The organism is Bacillus subtilis subsp. subtilis str. 168 (genome assembly GCF_000009045.1).
Classification (GTDB): domain Bacteria; phylum Bacillota; class Bacilli; order Bacillales; family Bacillaceae; genus Bacillus; species Bacillus subtilis.
Genome location: NC_000964.3, coordinates 2305055 through 2318108 on the forward strand (window position 1 = coordinate 2305055; position 13054 = coordinate 2318108).

Here is a 13054-nt window from a genome sequence, read left to right on the forward strand (position 1 = left end):
TTGGTGCTGATTATTTTACCTTTTTTAAATCGCAATTCAAAATGTAAACATCAATTAAGAACTCATAAGAAACCTAACGATATGAGCGTCAGTTCATTATCAATTCATATGGCTCGTTTTTTATCTTATCATTCTATAAAACATTACAATTCCCTCTTACATCTTTGAAAATCATTTTACTGTGAAACCAAAAGGCGTGTCAGTGCGTTTTATTTAAAGAGTTTTCTGTTGTTTCCCCCTCAACACGTATAGATAGATTGAAAATTGGCGTGAAAATTCCTATAATGAAGAAAATTAAACGGGGAAATAATGGAGGTGGCACGTTGCCTATTAATATACCAACACACCTGCCGGCAAAACAGGTGCTTGAAAGTGAACATATATTTGTAATGGATGAAAGCAGAGCATTTCATCAGGATATCCGGCCGCAAAAAATTATTATATTAAATTTGATGCCGAAAAAAATCCAAACAGAGACTCAGCTTCTCAGATTGCTTGGAAATTCGCCTTTACAGGTTCATTTCACATTTTTAATCCCAAGCACACACACGCCGAAAAATACTGCGAGAGAACACCTTGACGAATTTTACACGACTTTTTCCAATATCCGTCACAAGAGGTTTGACGGCATGATTATCACCGGTGCGCCGATCGAGCATTTGGCGTTTGAAGAGGTTTCATATTGGGAAGAGCTCAAGGAAATCATGGAGTGGAGCAAAACAAATGTCACTTCAACCTTGCATATTTGCTGGGGTGCTCAAGCAGGTTTGTATTACCATTACGGTGTGGAAAAAATTCAAATGCCGAAAAAAATCTTCGGTGTGTTCGAACATACCGTTCTTTCAAAACACGAAAGATTGGTAAGAGGTTTTGACGAGCTATACTACGTGCCGCATTCCCGGCATACAGATATAAATATGGAACAGCTTCAAGCAGTGCCCGAGTTAAACATTCTTACCGCATCAAAGGAAGCCGGGGTTTGCTTAATTGTGTCTAAAGACGAAAAACAAGTCTTTTTGACAGGGCACCCTGAATATGATACAAATACGCTTCTTCAAGAGTATGAAAGAGATTTGGAACGAAACCTTTCTACTGTCGAGGCCCCTAAACATTATTTTGCAAAAGGCAGCAACGAGCCAGTGAATCGCTGGAAAGCGCATGCCACATTATTGTTTATGAATTGGCTGAATTATTACGTTTACCAAGAAACTCCTTATGAATGGGACTAATTTTTCTTTTTTTAGTGATACGCTGAGCAAAAAATATGATAAAATACATCTGATTCAGTCTGCGTATAACAAAAATTTAAAATACTGGAATCCAAATCATTTAAAATTAGCTTAACTTTTTCACTGCATTAATAATTCGATTATGTATTTGTGTTATGTTTATGTATAGACAATAACTCCTTACGATGCATGAAGCTTGCTTGTTGTTGATTACATTGAGGTGAATTTACTTGAATACCAATAAAAGAGTATTAATTTTGACTGCAAATTACGGAAATGGACATGTGCAGGTAGCCAAAACACTTTATGAACAATGTGTACGGCTCGGCTTTCAGCATGTAACAGTTTCTAATTTGTACCAAGAGTCAAATCCGATTGTTTCAGAGGTAACTCAATACCTTTATTTAAAAAGCTTCTCAATCGGGAAACAGTTTTATCGTTTGTTTTATTACGGAGTTGACAAAATCTATAATAAACGTAAATTCAATATTTACTTTAAAATGGGTAATAAAAGATTGGGCGAACTTGTCGATGAACATCAGCCCGATATTATTATTAATACATTTCCGATGATCGTCGTGCCGGAATACAGACGCCGAACTGGAAGAGTCATTCCTACCTTCAACGTTATGACTGATTTTTGTCTTCATAAAATTTGGGTTCACGAAAACGTGGATAAATATTATGTGGCGACAGATTACGTGAAGGAAAAACTGCTGGAGATCGGCACTCATCCAAGCAATGTAAAAATCACAGGAATTCCAATCAGGCCGCAATTTGAAGAATCCATGCCTGTTGGCCCGATATATAAAAAGTACAATCTTTCACCAAACAAAAAAGTGCTTCTGATCATGGCAGGTGCTCACGGTGTATTAAAGAACGTAAAAGAGCTGTGCGAAAACCTTGTCAAGGATGACCAAGTGCAAGTAGTTGTCGTGTGCGGGAAAAATACGGCTTTAAAAGAATCTTTGAGTGCGCTTGAAGCGGAAAATGGTGACAAATTAAAAGTTCTGGGCTATGTGGAGCGCATTGATGAGCTATTTCGGATCACAGATTGCATGATTACCAAGCCCGGCGGCATTACTTTGACAGAAGCCACAGCCATTGGAGTGCCTGTCATTCTGTACAAACCCGTGCCTGGCCAGGAAAAAGAAAATGCAAACTTCTTTGAAGACCGCGGAGCTGCCATCGTTGTGAACCGTCATGAAGAGATTCTCGAGTCAGTCACTTCCCTTCTTGCAGATGAAGATACCTTGCATCGCATGAAGAAAAACATTAAGGACCTTCATTTAGCAAACTCCTCTGAAGTGATTTTAGAGGATATCCTGAAGGAATCAGAAATGATGACCGCCAAACAAAAAGCCAAAGTGCTATCGTAATGGCGTACTTGAGAGCATACGAAAATCGTGTGCTCTTTTTATTTATATTCAGCCATCAATAAAAGCGGTTACATTTTTTTATGGAACTTGCCCTTCTTTTGAAAAATAAGCCGTTTCGCAACTTGACGGGTGCTCCCAGATGGTGTATAGTTGAACCATCATTTAACAATGAATCAAAGTTAGATGATGACAAAATTTTTTTTAGCACATGGGTGCTACAGTACTAGGAGGAATTAAGCAATATGCAAAACGGTAAAGTAAAATGGTTCAACAACGAAAAAGGATTCGGCTTCATTGAAGTTGAAGGCGGAGACGATGTATTTGTTCACTTCACAGCTATCGAAGGAGATGGATACAAATCATTAGAAGAAGGACAAGAAGTTTCTTTTGAAATTGTCGAAGGTAATCGTGGACCTCAAGCTTCTAATGTTGTAAAACTCTAAACTCAATACATGATGATGAGATGACAAATAGAGGAGAGGCATTCGCCTCTCCTATTTGATTTTCATCTGGATTTCAATCGCCAAAATGTTTTGTTTACACCTCTGTTCAATCTCTTCAACATACTTTTCCATTGATGGTTTTCCTTTTTTCGCGATATCGGCCAGTTCTTCTAAATCACTGTATATTTCTATAAATGTTTTGTGAAGGATCAACTTCAAGTCTTTATCATCCATAGCTGCGTTCCCCTTCTCTATCAAGATACCTCAAATAGTAAAACGGTCCTATTTATTCTGGTTCAATAGTTATATCGGCTTATTTTTATTTTCTTTTCTATTTTGGTACATAAATTTCAAAAAAACTCTGCAAAATAATGGCGGAGGTGTTTTTTGTGACTTCAGAATTTCATAATGAGGATCAGACCGGCTTTACGGATAAGCGGCAGCTGGAACTAGCGGTGGAAACAGCGCAGAAAACAACAGGAGCCGCGACGAGAGGCCAAAGCAAAACATTAGTCGACTCTGCATACCAAGCCATTGAGGATGCTAGAGAACTGTCACAATCTGAAGAGCTGGCAGCTCTCGATGATCCTGAATTTGTAAAGCAGCAACAGCAGCTGCTAGATGACAGCGAGCATCAGCTGGATGAATTCAAAGAATAAAAACCGCAGCTTCTGCGGTTTTTATTTTTAGTGATTGGTTAAGACATCTCCGTATTGTTTCAACTTTTCACCAACCGTACATTTATTGATACAAAATGAATGCGCATAAGTTTTGCCAAATTCTTTGCGAAACTGCTTCTTAATAAAACAGTCCTTGCAATATTCATCGTGCAGTTCTGTCAGTTCTTTAAAGATCATTTTCTTATCCAATATCGTCATCTCCGTTACGGTCTAATTTCGTGTGGCTTTCTACGAATTGATGGGATAGAATTTTTTTAGCGAGGCCGTCAGCTTCCTGATTGTCTTTTCGTTGTATTGTTTCGTAGGTTGGAGTAAGCTTCAGCGATTCAAGGAGTGCTTCTATTTTGTCCAGCCATTCATTATGAGATGGATCATAACAAGGCCAGCTGCCGTCAAGCTGATTCAGCACAACAAGCGAGTCCCCTTTGATTGTAATTGAATTTCTGCTTGCCCCAAGCTCTCTTACTTCTCTTATTGCTTCATAAAGCGCTGCGTATTCAGCTTCATTATTGGTTTTCAGCCGGAAGCTTTTATTTTTTCTCAAGCGATGCCGGGTTCCTCCCAATGAATAATAGATGACGATCCCGAGACCGGCCAGTTCGCTCTCTTTATCGAAACTGCCGTCAAAATAAACAGTAATGTCATCAGGCTCTTGAGCAAGCTCCTCTGTCAGCTTTTCCAATTCCTTCAGCGTCCAGCTGCCGCCTTTCTCGTCTTCGAACTCTAGCTCCTTCATGTATGGAAAACGGCCAAGTTCTCTGGCGAACGTACGTGCCTGCTGTGCTGTCAGCCAGTCTTCGCTAAAAAATGAGACGGATCCCGTTCCTTTTGCTTCTATTTTCAAATGCGGTCTGAGCTTCATTACAATCACCTTACCATTCATTAGTTGCCGGGCTTATGCTATAATCAAACCAATCTTACCCCGGAAAGGAAGCTTTTTCATCTTGTTTAATAATTCGTTTTGGATCTTTTTTGCGATCATTCATTTTATCATTGTTCTTTTATTTTATAAAGGATTTGGCAAAATGGGACTGTTTGTTTGGATCGGTTTTGCGACAGTCTGCGCCAACCTCCAAGTCGTCAAAACAGTCGAACTGTTTGGCTTAACAGCGACACTCGGGAATGTGATGTATGGCACAATCTTTTTTGCGACAGATGTGCTGAATGAAAAATACGGACCAGCTGAAGCCAGAAAAGCGGTATGGCTCGGATTCTCAACGCTCCTGACGCTGACATTTGTCATGCAGGGCGTGCTGCTTTTCGAACCGGCTTCCAGCGACATATCACAAACAGCGCTGGAAACGATCTTCGGATTCCTTCCGCGAGTTGCGTTAGGAAGTCTGCTTGCCTTTATCTTCAGCCAAACGCTGGATGTTTATGTATATTCGGCAATTAGAAGGATATTTCCTTCTGATCGGCTTTTATGGCTCAGAAACGGCGGCAGTACAGCAGTCAGCCAGTTGTTTGATACATTCATATTCACTGCAGTCGCCTTTCTCGGCATTTATCCGGCAGACGTGTGGCTTCATATTTTTATTTCTACATATTTGATTAAGTTTGCGGTATCTTTAATTTCATTGCCTTATGCCTATGCAGCCAAAAAAATGATACCTAATGATGAAAGGAGTTCATAATGCCTACAGAAATATATGTAGACGGCGCAAGCGCCGGTAATCCAGGGCCTTCCGGTATCGGCATTTTTATCAAACATGAGGGAAAAGCAGAATCTTTCTCTATTCCAATCGGAGTGCATACAAACCAGGAAGCGGAATTTCTTGCATTAATTGAAGGGATGAAGCTATGTGCAACGCGCGGGTATCAATCAGTTTCCTTTCGAACCGATTCAGATATTGTGGAACGCGCCACTGAGCTTGAAATGGTTAAAAATATAACGTTTCAACCGTTTGTAGAAGAGATCATCCGATTAAAAGCGGCATTCCCTCTTTTTTTCATCAAATGGATACCGGGCAAGCAAAACCAAAAAGCCGATCTTCTGGCAAAAGAAGCGATTCGGCTGAATGAAAAGAATTAAATCTTGATCATTGGTTCATCCTAATGGCGAGGTGAACTAACATGAAAAAGAAAGATAAAGGCCGGCTGACCGGCGGTGTTACTCCGCAAGGCGACCTGGAAGGCAATACACATAATGACCCTAAAACAGAGCTTGAGGAGAGAGCAAAAAAAAGCAATACAAAACGCTAGAGAGGATCTAAACGATCTCTCTAGCGTTCAGCTTTTCAAGCATACGCTCAATTCCTTTAATTTGGTGGCGGCGAAGCATGTCAGCCGCCTGCTCCATTTGCAAAGTAAATAAAGCGTCTTTCAGTGTGCAGGCCAGCGGCACTGAGCAATGGATTTCCGCAAGCTTCCTCGACATCTCCAAATCGCTTAAACCTTGCTGAATTTTTCCCTGCTGTCCTTTTGGAAGAAGAGAAAGATTTTCCAATAAACGGTCAATCGTTTCGTATTCACGAATCAGTTTGTAGGCTGTTTTTTCTCCAATGCCTTTGACTCCGGGATAGTTATCACTGGAATCACCCATAAGCGCTTTAATATCAATCAAAGCCTTCGGCATTACGCCTGTTTCTTCATAAAAAGTCTCTTTTGTATAGACTTTATAATTTCCGATTCCTTTTTGAAGCAAAGCAACGCTTACTTTATCCGTTAACAGCTGAAGTAAATCTCTGTCCCCTGTTACCACCGTAATGTCCGCTTCATTCGCAAATAAATCGGCAAGAGTACCGATACAGTCATCCGCTTCATAGCCGGCAAAGCCAATATTCATGATTCCAAGCTCTGCGGCTGCTTCCTTTGCCAAATCAAACTGCGGAATCAGCTCCACAGGCGGCGCGCTGCGGTTGGCCTTATAATCTTGGAACAAGTCATTTCGGTACGTTTTGCTCCCCATGTCCCAGCAGCAGACGACGTGTGTCGGCTGGAATGTTTCCACAGCTGTAATCAAATGCTTTAAAAAGCCGTTGACGCCGTTCGTCGGCACCCCGCTGTCATTTATCATAAAGTTGCGATGTACGGCCGTGGCAAAAAAGGCCCGGAATAAAAGAGCCATGCCGTCAACCAGCAATAGTTTATTATTATTCATCAAATAACTCCCTTTTCTTTCATTCCTTCTATTTTATCATAAAGCAGCCCAAAAATAAAAAACAGTATCTCTTTAATTAGAGATACTGTTTGAATATTTATCAATCGTTGTGTCTTTTGTTGCTGGCGATCAGCTTTTCAGCTTCGCGTCCTGCGTAAGAGTCAAAATGGGTTTGAAATCCGTTTTTCTTTTTGGCGTTGTTATTCGCCTGTGCATTTCTGTTTCCGAGCTTTGTTCTGCCCAACATGAATCCCCCCTTACGTCGGATGCATATAGTATATGCTTCCGGCAGGAGGTTCACTCGCGACAGGATCATCCAGCTTACATGCGGCTTACGTATTCTCTGACCATTTCTTTTGATACAAGCCGTCTTGTCGGGACGATGCCTTTTTTAGCGAGCTGATTCATTTGCTCGGTAATTTCATTAATTGCATCTGTAGTATAAGGCTCATCGTTTCTGCATTTAGCAACAGCTTCTTCAATCGCCAATTCACGCATATTTTCAAGACGCATAAATGCTTTGATATGCTCGTGCTGTTTTGATGAATGTGCTGAAATTGCTTTATGTACCTCTGACATTAATCGTTCATCTCGCTTTTTTCTATTTAGTCTATCATGACTTGAAATACAAGCCAACTGAATTTTACATTTTTATTGTATTGTCTGAATTTTTCCAGGAGATGCACGCCTGATACGCCATTTCAATCTCTTTCGCATGTTCCCCTTCCGCATATCCTCTTAAATATGTCTCTTTTTGATCCGTTATTTGCGCGATTGCTTTTTCACCCATATCTTCCTGTAAGCGTCTGAGGTGAGCAGTGTAATGAGATATCAGGCTTTCTTCTTCATTTTTTATCCATGCCTCTGTGATTTTCGTAAGTTTCATCCGTACAGCTTCGATAAAGGTCGCTTTTCCTTTCTGCTCAAAAAACTGCTTCGGTGATTTGATCTCTTTTAGTTCCTGCTCAAAAGCACGTTCTTCTATTTCCGGTTCAACTTCCTTCAACTGTATGCCGTTCGAATGCTGATCACCCGCATAAACGGAAAAATAACCGTCCTCGTTTAATGTTTTTTGAAAATGATCCAGCCATTCTTCATTGATATGCCGTTCGATGAAACCGCTCATGCGAACATCAAGCGTTTTGATTTCCTGAATATATTCAAATAGATATTCATGTAAGGCTGTTGTCATCGCTTTACTGACGTTCTTTTTCCAATCCCCGTTTTGCAGCCCGGGATGAAATGCCGATTTTAATAAATCATTTGCAAAATATGATAATCGCTGTGCAATGTGATATAGCTGCTCTCTTGTATCTTTTTTTACTTTTTCAATGATGGTTTTTGAGTTCCGCCGTTTCTCGATATCGGCCGCTGTCCGCTCAAATGACAGCATAAGGCACTGTTTCTGCGCTTCCTTCTCTTCTCGGGACTGATGCTGGGATTGGTGAAGCTGAAAAACAGTTTCGCATAGTTTGTCTGCCTCCGAACTGAGCTGCGCTGCTGACGCTTTTTTTACATCCACTTCGATAAACCGGTCTAAGTGTTTTCTTACTTTCGAGAACTGATTATAAAATGACTCCGGTTTTCCCACCAGTTCCTCCTTACTTGATACGGTAAAGAGCTGCGGCTCATAAACCCCTTCTTTTACAAGCTCTGCGCTGACATAATCGGTCACTGTTTCGAGCTCTGTTTTATCTTTTGCAAGGTCTGCAGCATTAATAATAAAAAACATTTTATCCATGCTGAGCGATTCTTTCACAAGTCCAAGCTTTCGCAAAAATGAACGGTCTCCTTTTGAAAAAGAGTGCTGATAATAAGTCATATAAAAAAATGCATCAGCATCTTTGATATATTGGAATGCCAGTTCTGTATGCCGTTTATTCATGCTGCTCGCGCCGGGTGTATCAACGATCGTAATCCCTTTTTCAGTGAGCGGGCATGTATAGTAGACCGTTACCTCTTTCACAGCACAGGCCGTTGTTTCCTCTGCTACATACGGCTTTAATTCAGAGAGCGGAATCGTTAATTTCTTCTGTTCCTGTATATACTGCTGATACTTCTCGTATGCAAGCAGGAAATTGCTGATCAATTTCACGTGTTCTTCCTGCAGCCTGTTTTTTTTGACTGCCTTTTCCCACTTCTCTGTGAAGGAACGGCCTGCCGGCTCCTTTGGTATTCCGGTGAGCTGCAAAATTTCAGCCGTTAAGTCATCCTCTGTCTTAAACACTACATTCGCTGTTTTGTTTAAGTTGCCATTGATTGGCTTTGTGATCTTGTTAATTGTCGCTGTGGTTGGCGTTGGTGAGGATGGCAGCACTCTTTCGCCGACAAGCGCATTGGCAAATGATGATTTCCCCGAGCTAAAGCCTCCAAAAAGAGCGAGTGTAAATTTCCGTTCCTCAAGCCTTTTCACCCTTTCACGAAACGCTGAAGTTTGCTTTAACAACATGCTGCATTCGCCTAAAATGTCAGACAAAGTGTAAAAGCGTTTGATTTGGTCTTGAAGCGGCATTTCTTGTTCCATTTTGATTTCTGATTTCGGCATCGGCTGCGCCGTCAGCTGGCTTCGGCCTTGTTTCTGCTCTGGAGCCGCCACTCTTGTTTTCTTCGATTTAAACCATTCTGTGTCTATATGCATTGGGCATGCGGACTCTTCTTCCCAAATGGCCCACAGGCGATCGGTTTTCTCTCGGGCATTATTCTCTAAACGTGCCTGTTCTTGAAGAAAGACAAGTTTTTCTGATTCTTGGACGAGCCGGTCGTTAATTGTTTGCACATCTTTGGAAACACGCTCTTTCACCATAGCGGAGAGCACCTTTATGATGTCTGCGGCTTCTCTTTTCGCCTCTTTCCGGATGAGCTCTGCCAAGTCTTTTGTATATTGCAATACATATTCAGAGGAAAAGGCTGCACCATGCTTGACCGCGTGTTCAATGATGCTTATATCAAGCGGTGTGCGATAGGCCTGAATCAGCTTTTCACTTTCAGCGGTATAGACATCAAATACCTTGGCGAGTTTATGAAGCGTGTCTATCATATGCCAATCCGCTTCGGCCTCTGTTCGTTTTGCCACATCAGAGAAAAAAGCATTCCGCCTTTTATCTCTTTCCTGTGCAGTTTTCGCTTTAGAAAAGAAAAAGCCGGTTTTAAAGGAAGGCTCTTGTGATTCTAAAAATGCAGCCGCCAATTCACGCATTTCAAAAGGCGTCAGGTTGGCGTTTTTTAAAATACGATTGATTTCTTCCTGCATCCTCTTCTCTGCCTCAGTCATTTGTTTTTCGGCCTCATCCAATTGATCACGCAGCGATTGGACCAGTCCAGTATGGATATTAAGCTGTTCAGCGAAACTCGGAGCGCCTGTTTCGTCTTTCTTCAGCATTTCCGTATGTTCCTTTAGCAGATTACGGACTTTTTGTTCGGTTAAAGCCTGCATATTGCTTTTTGATTGCTGTTCTATTCTGCTTAACTCTTCTCTCAGGGCCCCCATCTGATTGAACGGGTGATCCGGTTCTGTTACTGATGTAAAATAGAGCGCTTCCCTTGAAATCCCTTCATTGCAAAGCATCTCCTCTACCTGCGCTTGATAGTCTCCAAATTTCGTCTCCGTCTCATCATGGCGGTCAATTTGATTGACGATAAAATACACATTCGGAATGCTTTCTTTTATTGATCTGAGAAACTTTACATTTTCCTCAGCGTGCACGTGATTATAGTGAACGACGTAAAACAGCGCATCCGCTTGGTGAAGAATAGAAGCAGCCGATAGAAAATGCGCATCATCTGTTGAATCTATCCCTGGAGTATCAATATACGCAACCCCGGAATCGATCTCAGTATACCTGTCAAAAATTTCGACGCTTTCAATCTGTTCCCCGTCTTTACAATATTGCTGCACCTTGTCTTTCTGGTAAGTCCCTTCCAGCTCAGCACACGCTCCGTCTGTTGTATGAAGCCGAACTCGCTTTTCCCCGTTTCTGATCACAACAAGGTTAGCGCTTGTCGGAATCGGGCTTGTCGGCAAAATATTCTCCATTAACAGGCAGTTCAGCAGTGACGATTTCCCCGCTGAATAATGCCCGGTAAACGCGATATAAACCTCTTCATCAGCCGCTTTTTTCATGACCGCAGCCAGTTTAGCAGCCCTTTGTTCATCTTGATTCTCAATAAATTGCTTATAAAGTTCCCCGGTTTTATGCAAAAGCTCTTTTCTGTTTTGATCTGTCATAAGTCTGAACCCCTTTGTGCCGTTTCAATTGTGAACCTTTTTCGAAAGATCTGAATTCATTCCCTTTTCATTTTACACAAGAATAAACCAAATTTCTTTAGGAGAATAGAAAAAAGCCGCCATTACGGCAGCTTCTATAAAAGAAAATCTGCAACTTTTACAAGTTCCAGATTCATCAAACAGATTTATTAGAGATTCCTTTTAATACAAAACCAATTAATACACTATATGTACAAACCGCTCCAAGCAAAAACAGCATTGTCATTTGCTTCACCATCCTGATTGAGAATCTTTTTCAAACCCATTTTAACATGGTTGAGAATGATTTTCAATCGCTATTTTACGCTGTATTCCTGTAATGCTTTGTCTTCTGCGCGAATTCTGACGCTTAACAACACGGCATTGAAAATGGAAAACAGACACATGGTGACGTATGCTTGATAAAGCAGCGGAATCAGCAAAATTTCGAGGATAACAACGGCATAGTTTGGATGTTTCATCCATTTATATGGACCTTTTTTTACAAGCTCTACACCTGGAACAACAAGGATTTTCGTATTCCAATATGCTCCTAAGGAACAAAGCGCCCAATACCGTACGATCTGTACGCTTAAAATCACTGCAGCGATACCGAGCCACCAGCTGGACGGCTGTTTATTCATCAGCAGCACCTCGGCAATTAAGGACAGGAAAAAAAGGATATGCATCGTAATGATATACGGATAGTGGCTCTCGCCAAATTCAATTGCTCCTTGCTTCTTTACCTTTTGTTCGTTTTGCCTGGCCACTGCCATTTCTGCTGCTCTTTGAACAATGAGAATGGCGATCAACAACCAAAACATGAGTCAGGCCCCCTTTTCCCAGCTGAATAATAGCAACTCTGATGAGAAACCCGGCCCTAATGCGCCAATCAGTCCTCGTTCAGCTTCCTTTTTATGTCCGTTCTGCAGATGGTCTTTGATCACATACAAGATTGTGGCTGAAGACATATTTCCGTGCTTTTGCAAAATGCTTTGCGCAGATGAAAGCTTTTCTGACGACAGCCCGAGACTTTTGATGTATGCATCGATCACTTTTTTTCCGCCTGGATGCGCCAAAAAAACACTGATATCATGGAATGACAGCTTATGTTTGTCCAAAAAAATCTGTACATTTGTTTTGAGCCATTTTTCCACCAAGGTCGGAATGTCTCGTGAGAAAATGACTTTGAATCCTTGATCGGTAAAGTCCCAGCCCATGACATCTTCTGATTGTTTCATCAAAACAGATTGGGCGTCCATTATCTTCGGCGCAAGCTTCAGCTTTGACACCCTGCGGTCCGCCTTCTCTCCGCATAATAAAGCTGCGGCAATGCCGTCACCAAAAAGCGAGGTGCCGATCAGATTGCTTTTTGTTTTATCTTCCGGCTGGAATGTCAGGCTGCACAGCTCGGCAGAAATGACAAGCACAAAAGCCTCAGGATACGCTTTGCAGTATTCGGCTGCACGCGCAAGTCCGCTGGCTCCTCCTGCACAGCCAAGCCCCCAAATCGGAATCCGCTTCGTATATGGAGAAAACGGAAGTTCATTCATAAGCCGCGCCTCGATACTCGGTGTGGAAAGACCTGTACTGGAGACGAAAAAAACAGCTTCCACTTTCTCATAAGGAATGGCTTCTTGAAAAAATTCCGGATGAGAGAGGCACTCACGAACAGCCGCTCTGCTGTGTTTAAGTGTTTCTTCTATGTATATTTGATTTTTTTCTTCAAAGCTGTGCCCCTCTTTATACCATTCAATCGGCTTAACAAACTGTCTCGAATGGATTTGCCCGTTTTTAAAGGAGGATAACAGCCTGTCAATATCCTTAAAAGAATGCTGAAACATATAGCGGGCGAACTCGGCCGCTTTCTCTTGGTTTACATTATACGCAGGAAGACTTGTTCCAATGGATAAAATAAACGCCATGCGATCACCTCTTTGCATACATTGTGCCGCAACAATCTTTTTTATATGCAAAAAA

18 protein-coding genes are annotated in these 13054 nt (G+C 41.6%); 8 read left to right on the forward strand and 10 right to left on the reverse strand.

The features are described from left to right. Nucleotides 1-323: 323 nt before the first annotated feature. The 4 genes from metAA (at nt 324) to cspD (ending at nt 3051) form a co-directional block, all read left to right on the forward strand. Nucleotides 324-1229 carry a homoserine O-acetyltransferase gene (metAA, locus tag BSU_21910; RefSeq protein NP_390074.2) on the forward strand — a complete coding sequence of 302 codons (906 nt, stop codon included), beginning with the start codon at nt 324-326 and terminating at the stop codon, nt 1227-1229. 230 nt (nt 1230-1459) lie between these two features. After that, nucleotides 1460-2608 carry a UDP-glucose diacylglyceroltransferase gene (gene ugtP, locus BSU_21920; protein NP_390075.1) on the forward strand — a complete coding sequence of 383 codons (1149 nt, stop codon included), beginning with the start codon at nt 1460-1462 and terminating at the stop codon, nt 2606-2608. A gap of 80 nt (nt 2609-2688) precedes the next feature. Then, a complete protein-coding gene (locus BSU_21925) occupies nt 2689-2835 on the forward strand; it encodes a hypothetical protein (protein YP_009513973.1) in 147 nt (48 codons plus the stop codon). A gap of 15 nt (nt 2836-2850) precedes the next feature. Continuing rightward, entirely contained in the window at nt 2851-3051 is a 201-nt protein-coding gene (gene cspD / locus BSU_21930; RefSeq protein NP_390076.1) for a cold-shock protein, molecular chaperone, RNA-helicase co-factor, read from the forward strand. A 51-nt stretch (nt 3052-3102) separates the two neighbouring features. On the opposite strand, the gene degR is transcribed toward cspD, so the two are convergent. Beyond that, a complete protein-coding gene (degR, locus tag BSU_21940; protein NP_390077.1) occupies nt 3103-3285 on the reverse strand; it encodes an activator of degradative enzymes (aprE, nprE, sacB) production or activity in 183 nt (60 codons plus the stop codon). Between the two features lie 155 nt (nt 3286-3440). On the opposite strand from degR, the gene ypzA reads away from it, so the two are divergent. Then, entirely contained in the window at nt 3441-3710 is a 270-nt protein-coding gene (gene ypzA, locus BSU_21950; RefSeq protein ID NP_390078.1) for a putative spore coat protein, read from the forward strand. A gap of 27 nt (nt 3711-3737) precedes the next feature. Here the strand turns inward: ypzA and ypeQ are convergent, their stop codons facing one another. Both ypeQ and ypeP read right to left on the reverse strand, forming a co-directional pair. Next, entirely contained in the window at nt 3738-3920 is a 183-nt protein-coding gene (gene ypeQ / locus BSU_21960; RefSeq protein ID NP_390079.1) for a hypothetical protein, read from the reverse strand. Then, nucleotides 3913-4593, reverse strand: coding sequence for a ribonuclease (ypeP, locus tag BSU_21970; protein NP_390080.2), 681 nt, complete (start codon nt 4591-4593; stop codon nt 3913-3915). Before ypeP ends, ypeQ begins: the two co-directional genes overlap by 8 nt. An 82-nt stretch (nt 4594-4675) precedes the next feature. On the opposite strand from ypeP, the gene queP reads away from it, so the two are divergent. Genes queP through sspL form a run of 3 tightly spaced genes read left to right on the forward strand, consistent with a single transcriptional unit; the run spans nt 4676 to nt 5933 of the window. Continuing rightward, nucleotides 4676-5365, forward strand: a complete 690-nt coding sequence (queP, locus tag BSU_21980; RefSeq protein ID NP_390081.1) for a preQ0 transporter (promiscuous) — start codon at nt 4676-4678, stop codon at nt 5363-5365. Next, the gene (gene ypdQ / locus BSU_21990; RefSeq protein ID NP_390082.1) at nt 5365-5763 is read left to right on the forward strand and encodes a putative RNA binding protein (no RNase H activity); all 399 of its coding nucleotides are present in this window, start codon (nt 5365-5367) and stop codon (nt 5761-5763) included. The genes queP and ypdQ overlap by 1 nt, the downstream gene beginning before the upstream one ends. A 41-nt stretch (nt 5764-5804) precedes the next feature. Beyond that, nucleotides 5805-5933, forward strand: coding sequence for a small acid-soluble spore protein (sspL, locus tag BSU_22000; RefSeq protein ID YP_054584.1), 129 nt, complete (start codon nt 5805-5807; stop codon nt 5931-5933). A gap of 7 nt (nt 5934-5940) precedes the next feature. Here the strand turns inward: sspL and exnP are convergent, their stop codons facing one another. From exnP to bpsA, 7 genes are all read right to left on the reverse strand, one after another. Further along, nucleotides 5941-6831: a 5'3'-exonuclease gene (gene exnP / locus BSU_22010; protein ID NP_390083.1), complete on the reverse strand. Its 891-nt coding sequence runs from the start codon at nt 6829-6831 to the stop codon at nt 5941-5943. 100 nt (nt 6832-6931) lie between these two features. Further along, complete coding sequence (gene ypzF / locus BSU_22019) at nt 6932-7078, reverse strand: hypothetical protein (protein ID YP_003097753.1); 147 nt, start codon at nt 7076-7078, stop codon at nt 6932-6934. A 74-nt stretch (nt 7079-7152) separates the two neighbouring features. Beyond that, nucleotides 7153-7410, reverse strand: a complete 258-nt coding sequence (ypbS, locus tag BSU_22020; protein ID NP_390084.1) for a spore associated protein — start codon at nt 7408-7410, stop codon at nt 7153-7155. Nucleotides 7411-7474: 64 nt separating this feature from the next. Continuing rightward, nucleotides 7475-11056: a dynamin GTPase gene (gene dynA, locus BSU_22030; RefSeq protein ID NP_390085.1), complete on the reverse strand. Its 3582-nt coding sequence runs from the start codon at nt 11054-11056 to the stop codon at nt 7475-7477. Between the two features lie 175 nt (nt 11057-11231). Further along, nucleotides 11232-11321, reverse strand: coding sequence for a regulator of iron homeostasis (fbpC, locus tag BSU_22036; protein ID YP_009513974.1), 90 nt, complete (start codon nt 11319-11321; stop codon nt 11232-11234). 70 nt (nt 11322-11391) lie between these two features. Further along, on the reverse strand, nt 11392-11898 hold the full coding sequence (bpsB, locus tag BSU_22040) for an alkylpyrone methyltransferase (polyketide synthesis) (protein ID NP_390086.1): 507 nt from the start codon (nt 11896-11898) through the stop codon (nt 11392-11394). 3 nt (nt 11899-11901) lie between these two features. Then, nucleotides 11902-12999 carry a promiscuous alkylpyrone synthase BpsA (polyketide synthesis) gene (gene bpsA, locus BSU_22050; protein NP_390087.1) on the reverse strand — a complete coding sequence of 366 codons (1098 nt, stop codon included), beginning with the start codon at nt 12997-12999 and terminating at the stop codon, nt 11902-11904. Nucleotides 13000-13054: the final 55 nt, after the last annotated feature.

Coding starts and splice junctions, on each gene's coding strand:
- ypdQ (NP_390082.1), top strand. CDS start 5,365: ATGCCTACAGAAATATATGTAGACGGCGCAAGCGCCGGTAATCCAGGG.
- bpsB (NP_390086.1), bottom strand. CDS start 11,898: ATGTTTTGGTTGTTGATCGCCATTCTCATTGTTCAAAGAGCAGCAGAA.
- fbpC (YP_009513974.1), bottom strand. CDS start 11,321: ATGACAATGCTGTTTTTGCTTGGAGCGGTTTGTACATATAGTGTATTA.
- ypbS (NP_390084.1), bottom strand. CDS start 7,410: ATGTCAGAGGTACATAAAGCAATTTCAGCACATTCATCAAAACAGCAC.
- ypeP (NP_390080.2), bottom strand. CDS start 4,593: ATGAAGCTCAGACCGCATTTGAAAATAGAAGCAAAAGGAACGGGATCC.
- ypzF (YP_003097753.1), bottom strand. CDS start 7,078: ATGTTGGGCAGAACAAAGCTCGGAAACAGAAATGCACAGGCGAATAAC.
- degR (NP_390077.1), bottom strand. CDS start 3,285: ATGGATGATAAAGACTTGAAGTTGATCCTTCACAAAACATTTATAGAA.
- exnP (NP_390083.1), bottom strand. CDS start 6,831: ATGAATAATAATAAACTATTGCTGGTTGACGGCATGGCTCTTTTATTC.
- dynA (NP_390085.1), bottom strand. CDS start 11,056: ATGACAGATCAAAACAGAAAAGAGCTTTTGCATAAAACCGGGGAACTT.
- cspD (NP_390076.1), top strand. CDS start 2,851: ATGCAAAACGGTAAAGTAAAATGGTTCAACAACGAAAAAGGATTCGGC.
- BSU_21925 (YP_009513973.1), top strand. CDS start 2,689: ATGGAACTTGCCCTTCTTTTGAAAAATAAGCCGTTTCGCAACTTGACG.
- bpsA (NP_390087.1), bottom strand. CDS start 12,999: ATGGCGTTTATTTTATCCATTGGAACAAGTCTTCCTGCGTATAATGTA.
- sspL (YP_054584.1), top strand. CDS start 5,805: ATGAAAAAGAAAGATAAAGGCCGGCTGACCGGCGGTGTTACTCCGCAA.